Origin of the sequence: Kaistia algarum (assembly GCF_026343945.1) — a bacterium.
Taxonomy (GTDB): domain Bacteria; phylum Pseudomonadota; class Alphaproteobacteria; order Rhizobiales; family Kaistiaceae; genus Kaistia; species Kaistia algarum.
Window position 1 is genome coordinate 1969398 of sequence record NZ_JAPKNJ010000001.1, and the last position, 23564, is coordinate 1992961.

A 23564-nucleotide genomic window follows, 5' to 3' on the forward strand; every position below is an offset into this window, starting at 1 on the left:
CGATGCCGACCGCAGAGAAAAGCGAGGCTCACCGGCCCGTTGCGCAGGTGCGCGGGGTCCGCAAGCAATATCCCGGCGTGCTGGCGCTTGACGATGTCGATTTCGAGGTCCGCCCAGGGGAGGTGAGGGCACTGCTCGGCAAGAACGGCGCCGGCAAGTCGACGCTGATCCGTCTCCTCACTGGCGCCGCCGTGCCCGACAGCGGCGAGGTCGTCATCGACGGACAGAAGCTGGGCGGCAGCGGCACGCAGCGGACGCTGGAGGCTTCCCGCCTCGGCGTGCGCGCCGTCTATCAGGAACTCAGCCTGATTCCGACGATGAGCATCGCCGAGAACCTCTTTCTTGGCCATTGGCCGAGCCGGGGCGGCGTGCTCGCCCATGACGAGATGGCCCGTCTCACCACCGCGACGCTGGCCCGCCTCGGCCTCGACCTCGATCCGCGCCGCACGGTCGAGACGCTGAGCCCAGCGGAGCGCCAGCTCACCGAAATCTGCCGGGTCATGCTCGGCCATCCGAAGTTGGTGATCCTCGACGAGCCGACCAGTTCGCTGGCGGCGGCCGAGGTCGAGATGCTGTTCAAGGCCGTGCGCAGCCTCTCCGCTGAAGGCATCGCCGTCATCTATGTCAGCCATCGCATGAGTGAGATCCGCCAGATCGCGGAGGCGGCGACGGTGATGCGCGATGGCCGCATCGCGGCGACGGTCGACGTCGCCGGCGCGGTGACGTCCGAGATCGTCCGCCTCATGCTCGGCCATAGCGAGACGGAGGATCGGCCGGTCGGTGCCTCGGAGCGACGCGAAACCGTTCTCTCCGTTCGCGGCCTGACCATGGCCCCGAAGCTCGCCGGCATCGATTTCGACCTGGCTCGCGGTGAGGTCCTCGGCCTTGCCGGACTGCTCGGCTCCGGCCGCACCGAATTGCTCAAGGCCATTGCCGGCCTCGCCCCGGTGGATAGTGGCACCGTGACGCTCGACGCGGAGGACGTGACGGGGCGGCGCTACCGCGACATGGTGCGGCTCGGCATCGGCATGACGCCGGAAAGCCGCAAGGAGGACGGTATCGTGCCGCTGCTCGGCGTCGACGAGAACATCGTCGCCACCGACTTCTCCAAGGTCACCGCGAACGGGATACTCTCCAGCGACAAGGTCGCCGCCGCCGCCGGCGAGATCATCCGCCGCATCGGGATCAAGGCGGCGCGGGCATCGACGCCGATCGGCACGCTATCGGGCGGCAACCAGCAGAAGGTGGTGATCGGTCGCTGGATCTATGCCGGCAGCCGCATCCTCCTCCTGGACGAGCCGACGCGCGGCGTCGATGTCGAGGCCAAGTCGCAGATCTATGCGATCATCCGGCAGCTCGCGGCCGAGGGAAAGAGCATCCTCTTCGTCTCCAGCGAGATCGAGGAACTGCCCAAGGTCTGCGACCGCGTGCTGGTGCTGAAGGACGGCGCGATCGCGCAGGAATTCGTGCCGCCCGAAATCGACGCCGACCGGCTGATGGCCGCCTGCCTCTGACAGGCGCCGGGCTGGCCGTACGATCAGGCCTCGGCCGCGACCGACGCTGACGGCATGTCTACGCCGAGGCGCGCGGCATGGCCGGCGAGCTTCAGCCAGTGCGCTTCGACGACCGGCACGCCCTCCGCCAGTGCTTTCCGGCGCTTGCGGGAGGCGCTGTCGCCCGGGACGCGCACCGGGCCGTTGTTCCACGGCGCGGGCGGATTGGTCCGGCAAGCTTCAGCCGTCCAGTCCGACTGCTCGGCGAAGGCGCCAAAGCCTGCGAAAAAGGCCGGGTCGATCACCTGAAGGAAGGCGCTTTGCGCCAGCGGTCCCGGCGCCGTATTGGCGCGCCCCTTGCCCGAGAGGCCCTGGCCCAGCAGGTCGACCATAAGCGCCAGCCCATAGCCCTTGTGGCCCTTCAGCGCGCCGCCCAGCGGCATCATCGACCCGCCGCGCTCGGTGATTTCGCGCGGATCGTCGGTCGGCTCACCCTCCGCCGTCAGTCCCCAGGCCTCGGGATAGAGTTCCCCGCGCTTGGCGAGGAGCTGAGTGGTCGTCGTGGTGGTGATGGAACAGGACACGTCGACAAGGATCGGGTCGCCCGAGGTCGGGAAGCCCATGGCCAGCGGATTCGGGGTCAGCAGCGGCTTTGTGCCGCCAAAAGGAGCCACGCGCGCCGCCGCCGGGTTCGACACGGAGATCTGCACGATCAGCCCGCGATCCGTCACCTTGCGCATGTACGCCGACAGGGCGCAGGTGTGGTGGCTGTTGCGGATCGCCGCCCCGACGATGCCGTGATCGGCAACGCGCTCGCACGCCTGGTCAAGCGCCCGGGTCAGCAGCCATGCGCCCGGCAGGAGCCGTCCGTCCCAGACGAAGGCCGATCCCTTGTCGGCCACGACGTCGAAGCTGCCCTTGCCATTCAGGCTGCCATCGGCCAGTTGCTCCAGATACCACGGCATCAGCTGGAGGCCATGGGTATCGTGGCCGATCATGTCGCCCTCGACCAGCACTTCGGCTGTGACGGCGGCCTTGTCGTCCTCCATCCCCGCGCACACCAGAAGGTTACGGGCGAAGGCGATCAGGACCGGGCGTTCGATCAGGGGCATGGAATTCTCCATCACACGGCAGGTTCGCGGGCCGGAGCCTCCGGCCCGCGAAGAGGATCACTTGAACTCGATCTGCGAGAGCTGCAGTTCCGAGTTCGTTGCGATGGTCGGCTTGAAGTCCAGCCGCGGCGACACCCGGGTGAAGCCGACCATGTGGAACATGGGAATGTCGGCGATGTCCTGGGTGTTCACCTTGGCGAACAGCTCCTGCCACAGCTTCGTGCGCTCCTCGCCCGTCGCCGCGGTCGCCTTCGCGATCAGCGCGTCGACCTCGGGGTCGCGCAGCATGGAATGCGTCCCGGTCGAGGCATATTTGACGAAGGCCGTGAAGACGGGATCGCCGGTGGCATTGTCGTGTTGTGACTGGGTCAGCGTCGGGCCGGCATCCGCCACGAAGGGCGACACGAAGTAATTGTTCCAGACCGAGACGTCGTACATGTCGAGTTTGACGTTGAAACCGACGTCCTGAAGCATCGCCATGATGGCTTCCATCGCCTCGGTAGCATTGGGATATTGCCCGTTGCGGCCGATGATGCGGATCTGCGTGTCGACGGGCACACCGTCGGCCTTGGCTTCGGCGATCAGCGCCTTGGCCTTGGCGGGATCATAGGGCCAGACCGGCACGTCCTTGTTGTAACCGATGGTGGTTGGCACGACGAGATGCGTCGCGACCTGGGCCGAGGCAGGGAACAGCGTGCCGAGCATGGCCTGGCGGTCGATGGCAAGGTTGAGCGCCTCGCGGACGCGGCGGTCGTTCAGCGGCGCCGTGCGCGTGTCGATGCGCAGCGAGGTGGTCTCGGAGTTCGGATAGGAGATGTCCGTCTTCGGGTTGGTCGCGTCCTGCAGCGCGATCGAGGGCACGATGTCGGCCTCGCCCGTATCGACCATGGCGGCGGCCACGGCGCTGTCGGAGCGGAACAGATAGGTCGCCTTCTCCACCTTCGGCTGGTCGCCCCAATAATTCGGGTTGCGCGTCAGCGTGATCGACTGGCCGACCTTCCAGTCGGAGAAGACATAGGGACCGGTGCCAACCGGGCTGCGCGTGAACTGGTCCGGGGGCGTTGCCGCGGCCGATTCCACCGGCATCACCGTCATCAGCAGCGGCAGGATCGGCTGCGCGGGATTCGTCGTGATGCGGATCGTGTGCTCGTCCGGAATCTCGAAGCTGAAATCGGTGCCACCGAAATATTTGCCGCCGGTCTCGCAGCTCAGCTCGGCCTTCTTGTTGCGCTCGATCGTGAATTGCACGTCCTTGGCAGTGAAGTCGCTGCCATCATGCCATTTGACGCCGGGGCGCAGCTTGAATTCCCAGGTGTCCGCGTCGATCTGCGACCATCCTGTAGCGAGGCGCGGCTTCAGTCCACCATTCACATAATCGAACTCGACGAGCATCTCGTTGACGTTTTCCGAGATGACGCGGCCGACATCCTGGCGCGCGGCCATGCAGGGCTCGACCACGTCCACCGTCTCGGCGAGGACTATCGTCACGTCGCGGCCGGCATCGGCGGCGAAGGCGGGCGCGAGGCCCATCGCCAGCATGGTGGTGGAAAGACAGATGGCTGTCCTCATCAGGTTCATTTTTCGGTTCCCTCCCTTTGCGCGCATCCAAGGCGCGATCTGCGGTCGCTGGCGATCCGACTCCTCAATCGGGACGGCGCTCACTCGGGCGCGCCGCTACCAGCCAACGCTTCACGAACTTATACACATGAACACTAATATTCCAGTTCAATTTCTCACGAGGCCGGCATTCGCCAGGAATTCCTCAAGCCGCGCCTGCTGGTCGGCGCGGAGCGGCCAGGCGGAGGGCGGACGGGTCGGCCCGCAATCCTGTCCCATGGCGAGAAGCGCCGCCTTCACGGCCGAGACATTGGCGCCGTTCATCTCCGTGGCGCGGATTTCCTCGAAGGCGGCCATGCCGGCGATCAGGGCGCGGGCTCGTGGATAGTCGCCGGCCTCAAGGGCTGCATGGATCGCGAGCGACCGCTCCGGCCAGATGTTGATCAATCCCGAGGTGAAGCCGCGCGCGCCAACGGCATAGAGCGCCGGCGCCCAGATCTCGGCGAGGCCGCCGACGAAGATGATGCCGGGGTCGCAAGCGGCGATGGCCTCCGCCAGACGCATCGGGTTGGGGGTCGCCCATTTCACCCCGATCACGCCGGGAATGGCGCAGAGATCCGCGATCGCCGCCGTCCCGATGGCGTCATTGCGCAGATAGAGCATTACCGGCAGGCCGTCGCCCGCCGCGGCGACGCGGCGGACATATTCGGCGACGCCGCGCGGCGCCGCGAAGGGATCGGGCGGCTGGTGCACCATCAGTCCGGCCGCCCCGCCACGGGCGGCCGAGCGTGCCAGACGGCAGGCATCGCCGACCGAGCGCCCGACGCCGCAAAGGACCGGAGCGCGGCCGGCGACCAGATCGACGAGCGCGCTCGCCATGGTCTCGGCCTCCTCGATGGAGAGCGCATAGAACTCGCCGGTATTGCCGTTTGCGACCGGCACATGCAGCCCGGCCGCCAAGGCGCGCTCGACCAGGGGACGGAGCCGATCGGGTGCGACGTGGTCGTCGGCGTCGAAGGGCGTGACGAAGATGCCGGAAATGCCCGTCAGCGCGGAATGGAGCCGCGCGCTCATGTCGCTGTCGCGATCAATGCCTGCATCATCGCAACCTCCTCCTCGTTCAGATCGACCAGCGGCGCGCGGACCGGGCCGGCATCGAAGCCGCGCAGGCGCACGCCGGCCTTGATGGCGGAAACCGCATAGCCGGCCTGGCGGTCGCGGATGCGGGCGAAGGGATAGTAGAAGTCGCGCAGCATCGTCTCGCAGGCCACATCGTCGCCCGCGCTGAGGGCGCGATGGAAGGCGAGGGCGGTCTCGGGCACGAAATTGAACACCGCCGAGGAATAGGTGGGCATTCCCGCCCCCTTATAGGCCTGCGCGAACAGTTCATGCGTGGGCATGCCACCGATATAGGAGAGGCGGTCGCCCAACTGGATCGTGACGCGGCGGACGGTGTCGATGTCGCCCGTGCCGTCCTTGAAGCCGATCAGATTGGGGCATTCATCGGCAAGCCGCGCCAATTGCTCGGCCGAGACGCGCGCCTGGCCGCGATTATAAACGATCACGCCCATCCGCGTGGCATGGCATACTGCGCGGATGCGAGCAGCGATGCCTTCGGGCGGCGCCTCGGTCAGATAATGCGGCAGGAGCAGGATGCCGTCGCCGCCTGCCGCCTCGATATCGCGAGCCAGGTCGCAAGCGATGCGCGTGCCATAGCCGCAACCGGCGATGACCGGCGCGCTGCCCGCGACGGCGCGAGCGGTGCGCACGACATCGACCACTTCGGCTGGCGTGAGCGAGAACAGTTCCCCGGTACCGCCCGCGACGATCAGGCCCGCGACGGGATAAGAGGACAGCCAATCGAGATGGGCCGCGAAGGGCTTCGGCGCGAAGCGGTCCTCGCCGTCGAAGGGCGTCACGGGGAAGGAGAGAAGGCCGTTGCGAAGGATATCGCGCAGTTCAGTGGGTGAGATCATCGGGCTTTCCACGGTCAGCGATCCAGGCAGCGGTTGGGGTCAGCGTCCGGTCCGGCCGCGCCAGGCCTCATATTTCTTCTGATTTTCCTCACGCGTGCTCGGATAGAGCCCGATGATCGAGGCTCCCGACTGGACTTCCTCGAGCACGAACGCTTCGAAGCTCTCCATGCCGGTGCATTCATCGGCGATCTCGTCGGCCAGATGGGCGGGGATCACCATCACCCCGTCCTTGTCGCCCAGCATCACATCGCCCGGAAACACCGCGACGTCGCCGCAGGCGATGGGAACATTGATATCCAGCGCCTCGTGCAGCGTCAGATTGGTGGGCGCCGAGGGCCGGGCGAAATAGGCGGGCATGTCCAGCTTGCCGATGCCCTCCGCGTCGCGGAAGCCGGAATCCGACACGACGCCCGCCGCCCCGCGCAGCGCGAGGCGGGTGATCAGGATCGAGCCGGCGGTCGCCGCCCGCGCATCCTTGCGCCCGTCCATCACCAGCACCCAGCCGGGCGGGCAGGTCTCGATAGCGACACGCTGAGGATGGTCGGGGTTGCGGAAGACGCTGATGGGGTTGCGGTCCTCGCGCGCCGGGATGTAGCGCAGCGTGAAAGCCTGCCCGACCATCGTCGCCTCCTTCGGCGAGACGGGGACGACGCCCTGGACGAACTGGTTGCGAAGGCCGCGCTTGAAGAGCGCCGTGGCGACCGAGGCCGTCGAGACCCCCTTCAGCTTGGCGCGGGTTGCGTCGGAAAGCAGATAGTCGGTCATCTCTCGCCTCAATAGATGATGGGTTCGTCGACGGGGCGGCCGAATTCCGTCTTGAGGAAATCGAAGTCGCAACCCTTGTCGGCCTGCTCGATATGCTTGGAGAACATGAAGCCGTAACCGCGCTCATATTTCGGCTGAGGCGCGATCCAGGCCGCGCGGCGCGCGGCGAGCTCCTCATCGCCGACCAGCATGTTCAGGCTGCGGTTCGGAATATCGAGCGACACCATGTCCCCCGTCCGGAGCAGCGCCAGCGGCCCGCCGATGAAGGCCTCCGGCGCGACATGCAGCACGCACGCACCGAAGCTCGTTCCCGACATGCGCGCATCGGAAATGCGCACCATGTCGCGCAGGCCGAGCTTCAGCAGCGCTTTGGGCATGGGAATCATGCCCCATTCCGGCATTCCCGGCCCACCCTGCGGCCCGGCATTGCGCAGGACCAGCACCGTGTCGGGGGTCAGCGGATAGTCGGGATCGTCGATGATCGTCTTCAACTCGGGATAGCTGTCGGCAACCAGGGCGGGGCCGGTGTGAAGGTGGAATTTCGGGTCGCAGGCAGCGGGCTTGATGACTGCGCCGTCGGGACAGAGATTGCCCTTCAGCACCGCCAGCGAGCCTTCATGATAGACCGGGTTCGACAGGGGCCGGATCACGTCCTCGTTCCAGATCTTGACGCTGTCGAGCCCCTCGACAAGCGGCCGGCCGGTAACGGTGATCGCCTCCGGATCGAGTTTGTCGCCCAACTGCTTCATCAGCGCGCGCAATCCGCCCGCATAGAAGAAGTCCTCCATCAGATAGGTCGTGCCGGAGGGGCGGATATTGGCCAGCACCGGCGTGGTGCGGCCGATGCGGTCGAGGTCGTCCAGTTCCAAGGGAATGCCGGCGCGGCGCGCCATGGCGATGAGATGGATGATCGCATTGGTGGAGCAGCCGGTCGCCATGGCGACGACGACGGCGTTCTTCACCGCGGCGGGGGTGATGATGTGATCGGGCGTCAGGTCTTCCCATACCATCTCGACGATCCGCCGGCCGCAACTCGCCGACATGCGCTGATGGTTGGCATCCGCTGCCGGGATGGACGAGGCACCGGGAAGCGTCAGCCCCATCGCCTCGGCGATCGCCGTCATGGTGCTGGCGGTGCCCATCGTCATGCAATGGCCATAGCTGCGGGCAATACCGCCTTCGATGCCCTGCCACTCCTCCTTCGAGATGGTACCGGCCCGGCGCTCATCCCAATATTTGAAGCCGTCCGTGCCGGAGCCAAGATATTTGCCGGCGTAATTTCCGCGCAGCATCGGGCCGGCCGGGAGATAGACGAAGGGCAGGCCCATGCTGACCGCGCCCATAACCAGGCCGGGGGTGGTCTTGTCGCAGCCGCCCATCAGCACAGCGCCATCGACGGGATGAGAGCGCAGCAGCTCCTCGGTCTCCATCGCCAGCATGTTGCGATAGAGCATCGTCGTCGGTTTCACGAAGTTCTCGGAAAGCGAAAGCGCCGGCAGTTCCATCGGGAAGCCGCCCGCTTGCAGGATGCCGCGCTTCACCCATTCCACGCGGTCCTTGAAATGCATGTGGCAGGGCTGGGCGTCGGACCAAGTGTTGATGATCGCGATCATCGGCTTGCCCTGCCAATCCTCCGGCGCATAGCCCATCTGCATGGTCCGTGAGCGATGACCGAAGGACCGCTGGTCGTCCGGCTGCATCCACCGCGCCGAGCGCAGCTGCTCATAGGCCTTATTCGCGGCCATTTTTCCCTCCCTCGCGCGATCGACGAAAGATCGCGCCGTCTTCATTGATACTAATATTTCAGTATGGCATCTATATCAACAGCTATATTTGTGTCGTTGTGCATCAGTCGCGCCGCCGCTAGGATTCGCCTGGCAGGAACTCAAAACATGAACACCTCGCTCGCCTCGACCTTCGGCCTGACCCCGCCCGGACTTCCCGCGCTGAACGGCGGGACCGTGCAGCGCGTCTATGACGATCTGCGTCGGCGGATCATCACGCTGCAGCTCCCACCCGACACCACGCTCTCGCGGTCCGAACTGACCGATACCTATGAGGTCAGCCAGACCCCGATCCGCGAGGCTATGCAGCTGCTGAAGCAGGAGGGGCTCGTCCGCATCTATCCACAATCGAAGACGATCGTGACGCGGATCGACGCGCCGCAGATCTACGAGGCGCATTTTCTGCGGGTCGCGCTGGAAACCGAGGTCTGCCGCCGTCTGGCCGCCGACGGCGACGCTGCGACCGTCACGCGTGCCCGCTCGATCATCCGCATGCAGGAGGCGGTGGCCGACGACCCCGAGCAACTCGCGATTTTCCAGGAACTGGACGAGCTTTTTCACCAGACGCTCTTCTCCGGGGTGGGGCGCAGCGGGCTGCATCAACTCGTGCGCGAGCGTTCGGGCCATCTGGAGCGGGTACGCCGCCTGCATCTTCCGGAAAAAGGCAAGATCGTCAGCATCCTCGAAGGCCACCGCGCCATCGTCGAAGCGATCGCTGCCGGCGATGCCGACGGCGCCGTCGCCGCGATCCGCGACCATCTGAGCCGCACCGTGGCGAAGGTCGAGGAATTGCAGCGCGAATTCCCGCATTATTTCGCCTGAACGAGCGGCATCACGCCGGGCGCCTTCTCAATTGACCGGTGTCAGGAGCGGTTCTCCGGCGAAGAAAGCTGCGAGATTGCCGAGCGTCAGCTCGGCCATGCGATCGCGGGTCTCGACGGTGCCGCTGGCGTGGTGGGGATAGAGCACGACATTGCGGAGCGCGGCGAAGGCCGGATCTGGATCAGGTTCGTTCCAATAGACATCGAGCCCCGCTGAGGCGATCTCGCCCCGTTGCAGCGCGCCGATCAACGCCGTCTCGTCGACCACGCTCCCGCGCGAGACATTGACGAAAGTTCCCTCAGGGCCCAGCGCCGCCAGGACGGACGCCGAGATGAGCCCCTCCGTCTCCGGCCCGCCCGGCGTTGCGACAAGCAGGACGTCCGACCAGGCCGCCAGACCCGCCAGGTCGGCGAAGAAGGGGTAGTCGACGCCCTCTTTCCGTCGACGGCCGAAATAGCCGATGCGCATGCCAAGCGCCTGCAGGCGGGTCGCGATCGCCAAGCCGATCTTGCCGAGGCCGACGATGCCGGCCTGGCTGCCGGCGGTCGCGGCCGTCAGCGGAAACATGCCGCTGCGGCCCCATTCGCCGGTTCGCGCATAGGCATCGGCGCGCACGAGCTGACGTCGCGCCGCCAGCGCGAGCAACACCGCCATGTTGGCAACCTCGTCCACCAACGCGTCTGACGTATTGGTCAGGCGGATCTGGCGCCGCACCATCTCGGCGAGGTCCATCCGGTCGAAACCCGCCGACGAGCAGACGGCAAGCTTCAGAGCCGGCAGCTGGTCGAGCAGGGCCTTGTCCACGGTGACATGGCCATTCACCACCATGGCCCTGCAGAGCGGACCCGCCTTGGCGAGCACGGCCGCGCGCATGGCCTCGTCCGCCGCGAGATCGAGGCGGTGCAGCGTATAGCGCTCCTCCAGCACCGCCATCTGGCGGGGGCGCAGGGGATAGGCGACGAGGACATCGGGCTTCATGCGGCTATGATCTCGGCATCGTGGCGGGCAGCACGGCGTCTGGCCTGAACCTCGGGATCGGGATCGAGGCTCGCCGCCAGGAGGGCGCGCGTATAGGGCTCGACCGGCGCCTCGAAGATCTGCCGTACCGGACCCTGCTCGATGATCCGGCCAGCCTGCATGACGATGACGCGGTCGGCGAAATCGCGCACGACCGGCAGGTCATGGGCGATGAACAGATAGGAGAGGCCAAACTCGCGACGCAGCCCCTCGAGCAGTGCGATGACCTGCGCCTGGATCGAGACGTCGAGCGCCGAAACCGCCTCGTCGCAGACGATCAGCTTCGGGTTCATCGCCAGGGCGCGGGCTATGGCGATGCGCTGCCGCTGGCCGCCGGAGAACTGATGCGGATAGCGCGCCGCCATGTCGGCCGTCAGCCCGACCTTGACCAGCAGTTCGGCCACCCGCTCCCGCCAGGCGGCCCGGGGCAGGATGTCGGGATGGATCACCCAGGCTTCCGCGATGAGCTGGAACACAGTCATGCGCGGATGGAGGCTCTGGGTCGGATCCTGGAAGACCATCTGCAGATCGCGACGGAGCGCGAACAATTCGCGCGCGCCCATCGTGATCAGGTCGTTGCCGCGATAGAGGACGCGGCCGGCATCCGGGTCGTCGAGGCGCAGGATCGCTCGGGCCAGCGTCGACTTGCCCGAGCCGCTCTCGCCCACCACCGCCACGGTCTCGCCCGGCATGATCGTGAGGTCGACGCCCTGCAGCGCATGGAAGGCGCCAAAGCGCTTGTGCAGTCCTTCCACCCGCAGCAGCGGCTCGCCGCTCCTGTCGCGCTCGGCGGGCATGACGCCCTTGCCGGGGGCGGCGGCGATCAGCTTGCGGGTATAGGGGTGCTGCGGATCGCGATAGACCTCGGCTGCCTGGCCGGTCTCGACGATGCTGCCGCCGTTCATCACCACGACGCGATCGGCGATCTCCGCCACCACGCCGAGGTCATGAGTGATCAGCAGGAGCCCCATGCCGGTCTCCTGCTGCAATTCCTCAAGCAGTGCCAGGACCTGCGCCTGCACGGTCACGTCGAGCGCCGTCGTCGGTTCGTCGGCAATCAGGATGTCGGGCTTGCAGGCGAGCGCCATCGCGATCATCAGGCGCTGGCGCTGGCCGCCCGAGAACTGATGCGGATAGCGGCTCATCGCTCGCTCCGGGTCGGGAATGCCGACGCGCGTCAGCAATTCCAGCGTCCTGGCGCGCGCCTTTTCCCGAGGCTCGCCATGCGTCGTCATCATTTCGGCGATTTGCCAGCCGGCGGAATAGACCGGATTGAGGTGGGCGAGCGGATCCTGGAAGATCATGGCGATGCGGGCGCCGTTGATCGCGCGCCTCGCCTCGGCGGACATCGCCAGCATGTCCTTTCCGTTGAGCAAGATCGCGCCGCTCGTGATGCGGCCCGGCGGCATGTCGATCAGGTTCATCACCGCCGCGGCGGAGACCGACTTGCCCGAGCCGCTCTCGCCGAGGATCGCCAGAGTCTCGCCCCGATCGAGATGCCAGCTCACATTGCGGACGGCCTGCACCGTGCCGGCGGCCGTGTGGAACTCCACCGACAGATCGCGCACTTCCAGAAGGTGATCAGCCATTGCGGCGTCCTCCCATTTCGAGCCGCCATCTTTGTGCCGGGTCGAGCGCGATGCGCATCCAGTTGGAGAGAAGGTTCAGCGACAATGTCGTCAGGATGATCGCGAGGCCGGGCCAGAACGACAGCCACCAGGCCGTGGTCAGGTAGGGCCGGCCCTGCGACACCATCAGGCCCCAGGTGATCTCCGGTGCCTGAATGCCGATGCCGAGAAAGGACAGCGCCGATTCCGCCAGCATGACATAGGCGAAGTCGAGCGTGGCGATGGTGACGAGCGTGGGCAGAACCATCGGCAGGATGTGGCGGAAGAGAATCCGCCGGTCCGAGGCGCCCATGACCCTGGCCGCCTGCACGAACATGCGCTCGCGCAGTTCGAGCACCTCGGCGCGGGTGGTGCGCAGGTAGATCGGGATGCGGGTGATTGCCAGAACGAGCACGATATTGGCGATCGAGGGCTCCAGCATGTAGAGCACGACCACGGCAAGCAGAAGCGAGGGGAAGGACATGATCACGTCCCCGAGGCGCAGTATCCACTGTGCCGCGCGGCGGCGGCTGTAGCCCGCGACGAGACCGAGCGCGCAGCCGACGATCGAGGAGGCCAGTACCGCTGCGCCGGCGACGAGCAGGGTGTTCTGCGCCGCCACGACGATCCGCGCCAGGAGCGGCCGGCCGAGCGCATCGGCGCCAAGAACATAGAGCCAGCCCCGCGCCAGCTCGAACGGGGCGGCGTTGCGGCCGCGCAGGTTCTGCTTGATCGCCGCCGTCTCCAGCAAGGCCGGGCCGAAGATCGCGCAAAGCACCGCGATGAGCAGGAACAGCGCTGCGCAGAAGGCGAACTTGTCGGCCCACAACATGGCGAGCCACCGCGCGGCCGCGCTTTCCGGTCTCCGCCCCGTGGGTTTGGTTTGCGTATCGGCTCGGGTCTCGCTCATGGCCATCGCTCAATACCGGATGCGGGGATCGAGCAGCACATAGGCAAGGTCGATCACGAGGTTCATGAGGAAGATGGCGACGGCCGAGACCATGATAGCGGCCATGACTACCGAGAAGTCGCGCAGCAGGACCGAATCGATCATCAGCTTGCCGATGCCGGGAAAGCCGAAGATGGTCTCGACCACGACAGCGCCGTTCAGGATCGCCGCCGCCTGGTCGCCGATCACTGTGATCACCGGCAGCATGGCGTTGCGAAGGGCGTGGATGAAGATGATCGGCATCGTCCGCACGCCCTTGGCCCGCGCCGTCTTCACATAGGGCGAGGTCAGGACCGAGATCATCGCGCCGCGCACGACCTGCAGGATCAGGCCGAAGGGCCGGATGAAGAGCACCGAGACCGGCAGGATCCAATGCGCTGCCGTGCCGGTACCCGAGGTGGGCAGCCAGTGGAGATGGACCGCGAAGATGACGATCGCGACGATCGCGATCCAGAAATCCGGGGCTGATGCGCCGATGAGCGAGAAGAAGGTCGCGATCCGATCGAAGATGCCGCCGACGCGAAAGGCCGCGAGGGAGCCGATGATGATCGCCGCCGCCGTCACGCAGCTCATGGTGATCACCGCCAGCCACAGCGTCCAGCCGAAGGCATGCAGCACGACATCCATGGCGGGGCGGGCCTGCCGGAGCGACTGGCCGAAATCGCCATGCGCCAGATCGGCGGCATAGCGGCCGAACTGCACGATCAGCGGATCGTTGAAGCCGTGGATCTCCCGGAACTGCTCGCGCGCCGCGACCGAGGCGTCGAGCGGCAGATAGAGATCCGTCGGATCGCCGGTCAGCCGCGACAGGAAGAAGACGAGGATGACGAGACCGAGCAGCGAGACGCCGCTGGCGAGCGCCCGCTTTCCGATGAATGTTCCCATGCCCACCCTCCTCCCTTGGGTGTCGGCGGATGGGCGAGCCCGTCCCTCCAGGCCGGCCCGCCGCCGCGATAGCGCAAGGCGGCTCACCCTCGATCGGGCCGGCCACCGGTGCATTCCCTGCTTAATTGAAATATTAGTGCATCTAAGATTTTTGTGAAAGCCCTTTTCCAGCACGAGGTCACGGGGCGTCGTCAAACCGCCGGCGCAGCAGCCGCGACCCACCGGCTAAGGCCAGCGGAGCGGCGCAGATGATGGCGGCGCCGATCCATGTCGACGTCGTTGCGACTTCCCCGAAGAGGAGGAACGCAAGGAGCGCGACGATCGGCAGGCGCAGGAAATCGAGCGGTGCCAGGAACGAGGCATCGGCCATGCCGAAGGCGCGGGTGATCAGCGTCATATTCAGCGCGCCGAGCCCGCCCTGTAGCGCGAGCAGCGCCAATTGCCAGGGCGAGGGCGTGACCCAGACCGGCAGCGCGACGATGAGGCCGATCGGCGCCATGGCCAGCAGGTTCCACGCGACCAGCCGGTCGGTCGTGTCGTTAAGGGCCATACGGCGCAGCATCAATTGGATGATCGCCGTCAGCACCGCACCGGCCAGGGCGAACAGGAGCCAGGGATCGAAACCGGTGACGCCGGGGCGGATGATGATCATGATGCCTGCGAATCCGGCCAGCACGGCGAGGATACGCCCGATGCCGATCTGCTCGCCGAGAAAGAGCCAGGCGCCGAGGATCAGGAAGATCGGCATGGAGAAATTGATCGCCGTCGCATCGGCCAGCGGGGCATGCATGAAAGCGACGAACAGCGAGACCAGCGCGGCGAGCTTCAGGCCGGCGCGCAGAGCATGCAGCCAGCGATAGGGCGAGGCGCGCAGGTCCACCTGCGTTACGATCCAGGGCAGCAGCACCAGAAGGCCGAAGAAGGCGCGAAAGAAGCCGATGATCAGCGGATGGACGCCATGGGCGAGCGTGCGCACGATGGCCGCGTCGAGCCCGTTCAGGAAGGCGGCCGCTATCATCATCAGGGCGGCCAGGGTGGCACGGCGCTGCCGCGTCATGGCCGGGAACGGATCGCTGACGGCCATGGCTCAGCCCGGATTGGCGCCGGAAACCGCCACAAGTCACGTCCCCGATCGAGCGGCCATCTTCGACACATGTGCTGTCTCCTCCGTTCCCGGAGGTTATTCAACTCGTGGCCGCACATCCATATCTGAAATACAAAAATATCAGATGGCGGGCCAACACCTCGTCGTGCTGAGCCGGAGAGAAGCCCGAGCGGTTCTCGTACACGCGATGGACGGGTATCGGGCTTCGCCGCAAAGCGCGCCGACGTCAATTCGTCAAACGCGGCGGCGGCTCGGGCATTGTCTTCATCGTCGCGAGGATTGTCTCGGTACTGGCGCCAGCGGCACACATTTCATTGGCCGTCTCGCCGAAATCCACCAGATCATGATGCCGCTCGTCGGTTGCGCGCCGGAGGGGAATAAGCCAGGCCGAATGGCCGCGCGCCACCAAGCCCTCGAAATAGAGCGTCTGGGACGAGAACGGGACGTTCGTCTCACGCGGATCGCCGATGATGAAGATCCGGCGCGCGGGGTCAGCCTGGATCTTGTCGAGCGAGACGTAGGGGTCGAAGCGCGTCAGCTTGTCGCCCGGCTTGATCAGTCCGCGCGCCTCCAGATAGGTCCGATAGGCCGAGGCACCGGAGGAGATGACGGCGCAGCGCACGTCGTCCCGCCGGGCCAGCAGTTCCGCGACGATCGTGCCACCGCCGCTATGCCCGCCGAGCGCCCATGACTGAATTCCGTAGCGCTTGCTGAGGCCATCGAGTGCGGCATTCACGAGGTCGGCCTCGATCGGCCGGCCGCGCATCGTGTAGTGCTTGCCGGAACTGCCATAGGTTCCCGGCCGTCCGAGGAAGATCGACGGCACACCGAAGCGATCGGCAAGCCTTTGCTCCTGCGCGACCATGACGGCGGGACCAAAACCCTTCTGCCGCTTGTCGGCGTTGCGGCCGCCCGGTCCCAGCACATCGCCGTTCAGCCAGATGGCGGCGATCGGATTGGGACCGGGCCCGGTCTTGAGGCCAGCCGCGAAATATCGCAGGCATGCCGGCTGCCCGTCGGCCTCCACCCAGATCGCCGTTTCGTTCTTCTCCAGGGCCGCGCACTCCGACCGGCTGAGCTGGATTCCATCGACGACGGCGACGGGATCGAAGAACTGACTCTCCGGCCGAGACTGCGCGAAGGACGGGATCGCAGGTCCGGCTATGGCGAACAATACCGCCAGAACCAGGGTTCTTCGGAGATTCAGGAAAGTGGGCATCGATTGGCTCCAAGGACGGGAGCCTGCATCAAACCGTTAGACTTTGATCTGAAATTGACCGTTTTGGCGCATCCGACGACAGCGTTAATGAAACCTGGCCATGCCGTTTCCGGCATTCAAGCTGTTCCGTGCTTCATGGGATCGAAGAGCGGTGACATGTCTATTGCCCAGCTCACTTCCTTCACGCGCACCAATGCCACTCGCTAAAGATGGTCCAAGTGGCCGTCTCTGGCTTCCTCGCGCTCCGTGCTCGCTCCGTCCTGGCGGAACCGATCGCGCGAAGCCTCCTGATCGACGAGCCCGAAACGCAAAAGGCCCCGGCGATCGCTCGCCGGGGCCTTTGTCATGGTCGGAAGCGGGAGATTACTCCGCGGCGGATTCCGCCTTGTCTTCCTTGATTTCCTGGCCGGTGGTCTGGTCGACCATCTTCATCGACAGGCGGACCTTGCCGCGCTCGTCGAAGCCGAGCAGCTTAACCCAGACCTTGTCGCCTTCCTTGACCACGTCCTGCGTCTTGGCGACGCGCTGGCTGGAAAGCTGCGAGATGTGGACGAGACCGTCCTTGGCGCCGAAGAAATTGACGAAGGCGCCGAAATCGACGGCCTTCACAACGGTGCCCTGGTAGATCTGGCCGACCTCCGGCTCAGCGGCGATGCCGCGGATCCAGTTCAGCGCGGCGGTGATCGCCTTGCCGTCCGAGGAGGCGACCTTGACGGTGCCGTCGTCCGAGATGTCGATCTTGGCGCCGGTCTTCTCGACGATCTCGCGGATGACCTTGCCGCCCGAACCGATCACTTCACGGATCTTGTCGGTCGGAATCTGGATCACTTCGATGCGCGGCGCATGCTCGCCGAGCGAGGGGCGCGCCGAGGTCAGGGCCTTCGACATCTCGCCGAGGATATGGGCACGACCGCCCTTCGCCTGGTCGAGGGCGACCTTCATGATCTCCTCGGTGATGCCGGCGATCTTGATGTCCATCTGCAGCGAGGTGACGCCAAGCTCGGTGCCGGCGACCTTGAAGTCCATGTCGCCGAGATGATCCTCGTCGCCGAGGATGTCGGAGAGAACCGCATAGCGGTCGCCTTCGAGGATCAGGCCCATGGCGATGCCCGCCACCGGACGCTTCAGCGGCACGCCGGCATCCATCAGCGACAGCGAGGTGCCGCAGACGGTGGCCATCGAAGACGAACCATTCGACTCCGTGATCTCGGAGACGACGCGGAGCGTGTAGGGGAATTCATGATGGTTCGGCAGGACCGGGCGCACGGCGCGCCAGGCGAGCTTGCCATGACCGATTTCGCGGCGGCCGGGCGAACCCATGCGGCCGGTCTCGCCGACCGAATAGGGCGGGAAGTTGTAGTGCAGCAGGAAGGTTTCCTTGTAGGTGCCTTCCAGCGCGTCGATGAACTGCTCGTCATCGCCCGTGCCGAGCGTCGCAACCACGAGAGCCTGCGTCTCGCCGCGGGTGAAGATCGCCGAACCATGGGTGCGCGGCAGGACGCCGACTTCCGAAACGATCGGGCGAACCGTCGTCAGGTCGCGGCCATCGATGCGGCTCTTGGTGTCGAGGATATTCCAGCGGACGATCTTCGCCTGCAATTCCTTGAAGACGGCGCCGATCTTTTCCTTGTCGAAGCGCGGCTCCTGCCCTTCCGGGAAGAAATGCGCCATCACCTTCGCCTTGACGGCGTCGACGGCGGCGTAGCGCTCCTGCTTGACGGTATTCTTGTAGGCGGCGCGCAGTTCGGTCTCGGCAATGCCGAGCATTTCGGTCTCGATCGCCGAAAGATCGGGAGCTACGAAATCGCGCGGCTCCTTGGCGGCCTTCTCGGCGAGCGCGATGATCGCGTCGATCACCGGCTGGAAGCCGCGATGGCCGAACATGACGGCGCCGAGCATCGTGTCCTCGGAAAGCTCCTGCGCTTCCGATTCCACCATCAGCACCGCATCGCCCGTACCGGCGACGACGAGGTCGAGCTTGGAATTCTCATGCTGGTCGAGCAGCGGGTTCAGGACGAACTCGCCATCGATCAGGCCGACGCGGGCGGCGCCGACCGGGCCCATGAAGGGCACGCCGGAAAGCGTCAGAGCGGCCGAGGCGGCGACGAGTGCGACGATATCGGGATCGTTCTCGAGATCATGCGACAGAACCGTCGCGACGACCTGCGTCTCACAGCGGAAGCCTTCGGCGAAAAGCGGGCGGATCGGCCGGTCGATGAGACGCGAGGTCAGCGTCTCCTTCTCCGACGGACGGCCTTCGCGCTTGAAGAAGCCGCCGGGGATCTTGCCGGCTGCGAAGGTCTTTTCCTGGTAGTTCACGGTCAGCGGGAAGAAGTCGATTCCCGGCTTGGCCTGTTTGGCGGCGACGACGGTCGCCAGCACGGTGGTCTCGCCATAGGTGGCGAGCACGGCACCGTCGGCCTGGCGGGCGATCTTGCCGGTTTCGAGAACGAGGGTGCGTCCGCCCCACTCGATTTCGACGCGTTGTGTATCGAACATGGCTGTTCCTATCCTTGGCGGATGCCTCGGCTCAGCCATGGACAAGATGACGAGAGGCTTTCGGTTCACACCCGAAAGCGTCCGGCAATCCTGCCATGGCTCGGGCTGTCATCCGCGAACCAGTCGCGCGGCAGCCCCATGCCGCCGCGCCGTACAATTCTCGTCTTCCGGATACGGGCCTCGGCCCGATCCGCTCAGCGACGCAGGCCGAGGCGCTCGATCAGCGACTTGTAGCGGGCTTCCTCGACCTTCTTCACATAGTCGAGAAGGCTGCGGCGCTGGCTGACCATCTTCAGGAGGCCGCGGCGGGAGTGATTGTCCTTGCCGTGGGTCTTGAAATGCTCGGTCAGATTGGCGATCCGCTCGGAAAGAACGGCGACCTGCACCTCCGGCGAGCCCGTATCGTCGGGTCCGGTGGCGTATTCCTTGATCAATTCCTGCTTGCGAGCAGCTGTGATCGACATCGGGGCATCCCTTTCGTGATTGGGGTTCCGGCAGGAGCCGGAGCTTCGTCGACGCGCGGCCTCGTTCGGGTCCACGCGCTCGCCGGTCTCGGGGCGGCCAGTGCCGGGATGTCGTCCAGCACGGTCGCCGCGCAAACGGCTAAACCCCGGATGGCCGCAGGGCCGTCCGGGAGCGGGCGACATATGCACGATATGGCGTGCCATGACCAGCGGAATGTTCAGGCGGCAGAATGGGTTTCCGGCGGGAACACCCGGGACGGGAGAAACTCGCCGCGCTCGATTTCGCCGATAGCCACGAGCACGCCCTTGTGGGTTGCATAGCAGGTCTCGCCGTTGGCGGCTTCCGGGCGACCGCGCAGGATGAAGCCTTGGCCATTGCGCAGGCGAGCCGCCTCGCTATCGGAGGCCCGGACCTCGGTGAGTTCGGCGAGTGCCGCTTCGATCGGCGTCAGCTGGGGTGCGACGGCCTCGGGGCCGCCTTCCTCATGCATCGTGCGTAGATCGTCGAGCCGGATCATCGAAGCCTCGTCAAACGGCCCGACCATCAGGCGGCGGAGCTGCACGACATGGGCATGCGTTCCCAGCGCACGCCCCAGATCCCTTGCAATCGCTCGGACGTAAGTGCCCTTGCCGCATTCCGCCTCGAATATGGTCGTATCGGTATCCGGCAGGTCGACGATCTCCAGCCGGTGCACCTGAACGGGCCGGGCATCGAGCTCGACGACTTCGCCTTCGCGGGCGAGGTCATAGGCGCGGTCGCCATCGACCTTGATGGCGGAGAACGCCGGTGGTGTCTGGAGAATCTCGCCGATAAAGTCTGGAAGCGCCGCCTCGATCGCCGCGCGATCCGGGCGGTGATCCGAGCGGGCGACAATGTCGCCCTCCGCATCGTCCGTCGCCGTCTCTTCGCCCCAACGCACGGAGAAGGAATAGACCTTTCGCCCGTCCATGACATAGGGGACGGTCTTGGTCGCCTCGCCGAGCGCGATCGGCAGCATGCCGGTCGCCAGCGGATCCAGCGTACCCGCATGTCCGGCCTTCTGGGCATCGAACAGCCGGCGTATGACGGCCACAGCCTGCGTCGACGTGATGCCGAGCGGCTTGTCGAGGATCAGCCAGCCGGAAACCGGCCGGCCCTTCTTGCGGCGGGCCATGGCTCAGTCTTCGTCGCTGTCGGATTCAGGCTTCGCCGCCTCGATGTCGTGGCGCACGATCGGATCGGAGCGCAGCAGCGCGTCAATGCGCGATCCCTCGGCAAAGGAGGTATCGACACGAAAGCGCAGATCCGCCGCGAATTTCATGTTCACGCGCCGCGCCACCTCGCCGCGCAGGAACTTCCTGTGCAGTTCCAGCGCCGCGACGACGCCTTCGGCGTTCTGGCCGCCAAGCGGCATGACATAGGCCGTCGCAACCTTGAGGTCCGGCGAAAGGCGGACCTCCGGGACCGTGACGATCACGCCCTCGAGCGCAGGCTCGCGGAGTTCGCCGCGAGCCAATATTTCCGACAGCGCATGCCGCACCAGCTCGCCGACGCGGAGCTGGCGCTGACCGGGCGTGCCGATCTTCTTTCCGTTTGAAGCCGTTCTCGCCATGAAATCCCGCACGGTCGCTCGTTAGAGCGACCGCTTGATCTCCTCGACGCGATAGCACTCGATGACGTCGCCGGCACGCATGTCTTCGTATTTCTCGAAGGCCATGCCGCATTCCTGGCCCGCCGGCACTTCCTTGACTTCGTCCTTGAAGCGCTTGAGCGTCGAGAGCTTGCCCTCGTGGATGACGACGTTCTCGCGGATGAGGCGGACATTGGCGCCGCGCTCGACCGTGCCGTCGGTGACGCGGCAACCCGCGACCTTGCCGACCTTGGTGATGTGGAAGATCTCGAGGATCTCCGCATTGCCAAGCATCGTCTCGCGCCGCTCCGGCGTCAGCAGGCCGGACATCGCCGCCTTCACGTCGTCGACGAGATCGTAGATGACGTTGTAGTAGCGGATCTCGATGCCGTCGCGGTCCGATACGTCACGCGCCTGCTTGTTGGCGCGAACGTTGAAGCCGAAGATCGCCGCATTCGAGGCTGCGGCGAGCGTGACGTCGGACTCCGTGATGCCGCCGACGCCTGCATGCAGGATCCGGGCAGCGACCTCGGAAGTTCCGAGCGCCTCCAGCGCACCGATGATGGCCTCGACCGAGCCCTGAACGTCACCCTTGATGACGATCGTGAACTCCTTGAGCCCGGCACTCTGGCGCTGGTTCATCATTTCGGTCAGCGAGCCACGGGCGCTGGTCTGGCGGGCAACCGCCTTCTCGCGCTTCTGGCGAGCGCGATAGTCCGCGATTTCGCGAGCCCGCGCCTCATTCTCGACGACGGCGAAACGATCGCCGGCCTCGGGAGCCGCCTGGAAGCCGAGCACCTCGACCGGCATCGAAGGCGCCGCCTCCGATACGGTCTTGCCGTGGTCGTCGATCAACGCGCGGACGCGGCCCCACTCGGAGCCGGCCACGACGATGTCGCCCGGATGCAGCGTGCCGCCCTGGACCAGAACGGTCGCAACCGGACCGCGACCCTTGTCGAGCTTGGCCTCGATGACGACGCCGTCCGCAACGCGGCGGGGATCGGCCTTGAGATCGAGAACTTCGGCCTGCAGCAGGATCGTCTCCAGCAGCCTGTCGAGATTGAGGCCGGTCTTGGCCGAGACTTCGACGTCGAGCGTCTCGCCGCCCATGGTTTCGACGAAGACCTCATGCTGCAGCAACTCGGTGCGAACCCGCTGCGGATCGGCGTCCGGCTTGTCGATCTTGTTGATCGCCACGATGATCGGCACCTTGGCGGCGCGAGCATGGTTGATCGCCTCGATCGTCTGCGGCATGACGCCGTCATCCGCGGCCACCACGAGGACGACGATATCCGTCGCCCGTGCGCCGCGCTGGCGCATTGCCGTGAAGGCGGCGTGACCGGGGGTATCGATGAAGGTGATCTTCTCCCCGTCCTGCTCGACCTGATAGGCACCGATGTGCTGCGTGATGCCGCCGGCTTCGCCGGAGACGACGCTGGTCTTGCGGATCGCGTCGAGCAGCGACGTCTTGCCGTGGTCGACATGGCCCATGATGGTGACGACCGGCGGACGCCGCTCGACGTCATCCTCGACGCGGTTGCGGTCGAACAGACCTTCCTCGACGTCGGATTCGGCGACGCGGCGGACGGTATGGCCCATATCCTCGGCGATCAGCTGCGCCATGTCGGCGTCGATCACGTCGGTCGCCTTCAGGAGCTGGCCCTGCTTCATCAGGAACTTGATCACGTCGACGGCGCGCTCTGCCATGCGGTTGGCAAGATCGCCGATGGTGATCGTTTCCGGAAGGATGACCTCACGAGAAATCTTCTCGCGCGGTCCCTGCGCCATCTGGCGGGCCCGTTCCCTTTCGCGGCGGCGGCGGACCGAGGCGAGCGAACGCTCACGCTCGGAATCATCCAGCGCATTCGAAAGCGTCAGGCGGCCGCGCGGCTTGGCGTCTTCCTTCTTGACGGGCTTGGGATCAACGGCCTTGGGGCGCTTGGACGTGGAAGGACGCAGGCCGCCGGAGCGATCCTCCTCCTCGTCGCGACCGGAAGGCCGCGCCGCGCCCGGAGCGGCCGTGCGGCTCGCCGGCTTTTCGGTAGCATTGGGGTCGCGCTGGGTCGGTGCGGTACGAGACGGCTGGACCGTTCCCTGCGGACGCGCGGCTTCGCTTTCGCCGAGACGCCGACGCGCGGCCTCTTCGGACTTTTCGCGAACCGCGGCCTCAACGAGACGGCGTGCATCCTCTTCAGCCTGACGCTTCGCGGCCTCCTCGCGCTCCTTGGCGAGGCGAATCTCTTCCTCGGCACGGCGGCGCGCATCTTCCTCCGCCTGGCGACGCTCTTCCGCATCGCGGACACGCGCCCCGGCCAACGCCTTGGCGCGGGCGTCGAGTTCATCGGTTGAAAGCTGACGCAACACCATGCCGCCACGCGGCTGCTGGCGCGGCTGCGGAGCGGCCGGCGTCGGGCGAACCTGTGTGGACTGGATGGTGCGGGTCTGCGAAGGCGGAGCGCCAGCAGGGCGCTGCGACGCCGGCGCGGGCGCGCTTGGCGCGGCGGCTACCGTCGGCGGCGTTTCACTCTTGCCCGGGATCAGGACACGCTTCTTCTTCTCCACGACGACGGTGTTCGTCCGCCCGTGCGAGAAGCTCTGCCTGACTGTCCCACGCTCGAGGTCACGGCCCTTGAGGCTCAGCGTCTTCTTCGCGCCGCCAACATCCTTGTCGCCGCTATTGCTCGTATCGTTCATTCGGTC

The 23564-nt window shown here is 66.0% G+C and carries 19 protein-coding genes; 2 read left to right on the plus strand and 17 right to left on the minus strand.

Going from position 1 to position 23564, the window contains the following annotated elements; translation table 11 throughout:
* Nucleotides 1-2 precede the first annotated feature (2 nt).
* Nucleotides 3-1514, plus strand: coding sequence for a sugar ABC transporter ATP-binding protein (locus OSH05_RS09565; protein WP_104219420.1), 1512 nt, complete (start codon nt 3-5; stop codon nt 1512-1514).
* Nucleotides 1515-1537: 23 nt separating this feature from the next.
* On the opposite strand, the gene OSH05_RS09570 is transcribed toward OSH05_RS09565, so the two are convergent.
* The 6 genes from OSH05_RS09570 to araD form a co-directional block, all read right to left on the minus strand.
* Nucleotides 1538-2605, minus strand: a complete 1068-nt coding sequence (locus OSH05_RS09570; RefSeq protein WP_104219583.1) for an Ldh family oxidoreductase — start codon at nt 2603-2605, stop codon at nt 1538-1540.
* Nucleotides 2606-2662: 57 nt separating this feature from the next.
* On the minus strand, nt 2663-4174 hold the full coding sequence (locus OSH05_RS09575) for an ABC transporter substrate-binding protein (RefSeq protein ID WP_165801610.1): 1512 nt from the start codon (nt 4172-4174) through the stop codon (nt 2663-2665).
* Between the two features lie 156 nt (nt 4175-4330).
* Nucleotides 4331-5236 (minus strand): dihydrodipicolinate synthase family protein, encoded by a 906-nt coding sequence (locus tag OSH05_RS09580; protein ID WP_104219418.1) that lies wholly within the window; start codon nt 5234-5236, stop codon nt 4331-4333.
* Nucleotides 5233-6138 carry a 5-dehydro-4-deoxyglucarate dehydratase gene (locus tag OSH05_RS09585; RefSeq protein ID WP_104219417.1) on the minus strand — a complete coding sequence of 302 codons (906 nt, stop codon included), beginning with the start codon at nt 6136-6138 and terminating at the stop codon, nt 5233-5235. The genes OSH05_RS09580 and OSH05_RS09585 overlap by 4 nt, the downstream gene beginning before the upstream one ends.
* 39 nt (nt 6139-6177) lie before the next feature.
* Nucleotides 6178-6903, minus strand: coding sequence for a ribonuclease activity regulator RraA (locus OSH05_RS09590; RefSeq protein WP_104219416.1), 726 nt, complete (start codon nt 6901-6903; stop codon nt 6178-6180).
* An 8-nt stretch (nt 6904-6911) separates the two neighbouring features.
* Entirely contained in the window at nt 6912-8648 is a 1737-nt protein-coding gene (araD, locus tag OSH05_RS09595; protein ID WP_104219415.1) for an L-arabinonate dehydratase, read from the minus strand.
* A gap of 147 nt (nt 8649-8795) precedes the next feature.
* Here araD and OSH05_RS09600 point away from each other — a divergent pair, with 147 nt between their 5' ends.
* The gene (locus tag OSH05_RS09600; protein WP_104219414.1) at nt 8796-9509 is read left to right on the plus strand and encodes a GntR family transcriptional regulator; all 714 of its coding nucleotides are present in this window, start codon (nt 8796-8798) and stop codon (nt 9507-9509) included.
* Nucleotides 9510-9536: 27 nt separating this feature from the next.
* Here OSH05_RS09600 and OSH05_RS09605 read toward each other — a convergent pair whose 3' ends face one another.
* From OSH05_RS09605 to infB, 11 genes are all read right to left on the minus strand, one after another.
* Nucleotides 9537-10487 (minus strand): 2-hydroxyacid dehydrogenase, encoded by a 951-nt coding sequence (locus tag OSH05_RS09605; protein ID WP_104219413.1) that lies wholly within the window; start codon nt 10485-10487, stop codon nt 9537-9539.
* Nucleotides 10484-12115: an ABC transporter ATP-binding protein gene (locus OSH05_RS09610; protein ID WP_104219412.1), complete on the minus strand. Its 1632-nt coding sequence runs from the start codon at nt 12113-12115 to the stop codon at nt 10484-10486. Before OSH05_RS09610 ends, OSH05_RS09605 begins: the two co-directional genes overlap by 4 nt.
* A complete protein-coding gene (locus OSH05_RS09615) occupies nt 12108-13043 on the minus strand; it encodes an ABC transporter permease (RefSeq protein ID WP_407660357.1) in 936 nt (311 codons plus the stop codon). Before OSH05_RS09615 ends, OSH05_RS09610 begins: the two co-directional genes overlap by 8 nt.
* Before the next feature lie 9 nt (nt 13044-13052).
* A complete protein-coding gene (locus tag OSH05_RS09620; RefSeq protein ID WP_104219410.1) occupies nt 13053-13967 on the minus strand; it encodes an ABC transporter permease in 915 nt (304 codons plus the stop codon).
* Nucleotides 13968-14145: 178 nt separating this feature from the next.
* Nucleotides 14146-15024, minus strand: a complete 879-nt coding sequence (locus tag OSH05_RS09625; protein WP_104219582.1) for a DMT family transporter — start codon at nt 15022-15024, stop codon at nt 14146-14148.
* Nucleotides 15025-15298: 274 nt separating this feature from the next.
* Nucleotides 15299-16291, minus strand: coding sequence for an alpha/beta hydrolase family protein (locus OSH05_RS09630; protein ID WP_104219409.1), 993 nt, complete (start codon nt 16289-16291; stop codon nt 15299-15301).
* 363 nt (nt 16292-16654) lie between these two features.
* Nucleotides 16655-18790: a polyribonucleotide nucleotidyltransferase gene (gene pnp / locus OSH05_RS09635; protein ID WP_104219408.1), complete on the minus strand. Its 2136-nt coding sequence runs from the start codon at nt 18788-18790 to the stop codon at nt 16655-16657.
* Nucleotides 18791-18984: 194 nt separating this feature from the next.
* Nucleotides 18985-19254, minus strand: a complete 270-nt coding sequence (gene rpsO / locus OSH05_RS09640; RefSeq protein WP_104219407.1) for a 30S ribosomal protein S15 — start codon at nt 19252-19254, stop codon at nt 18985-18987.
* A 218-nt stretch (nt 19255-19472) separates the two neighbouring features.
* On the minus strand, nt 19473-20408 hold the full coding sequence (truB, locus tag OSH05_RS09645; RefSeq protein WP_104219406.1) for a tRNA pseudouridine(55) synthase TruB: 936 nt from the start codon (nt 20406-20408) through the stop codon (nt 19473-19475).
* Between the two features lie 3 nt (nt 20409-20411).
* Nucleotides 20412-20846 (minus strand): 30S ribosome-binding factor RbfA, encoded by a 435-nt coding sequence (gene rbfA / locus OSH05_RS09650; protein ID WP_104219405.1) that lies wholly within the window; start codon nt 20844-20846, stop codon nt 20412-20414.
* A gap of 21 nt (nt 20847-20867) precedes the next feature.
* A complete protein-coding gene (gene infB / locus OSH05_RS09655) occupies nt 20868-23558 on the minus strand; it encodes a translation initiation factor IF-2 (RefSeq protein WP_104219404.1) in 2691 nt (896 codons plus the stop codon).
* Nucleotides 23559-23564: the final 6 nt, after the last annotated feature.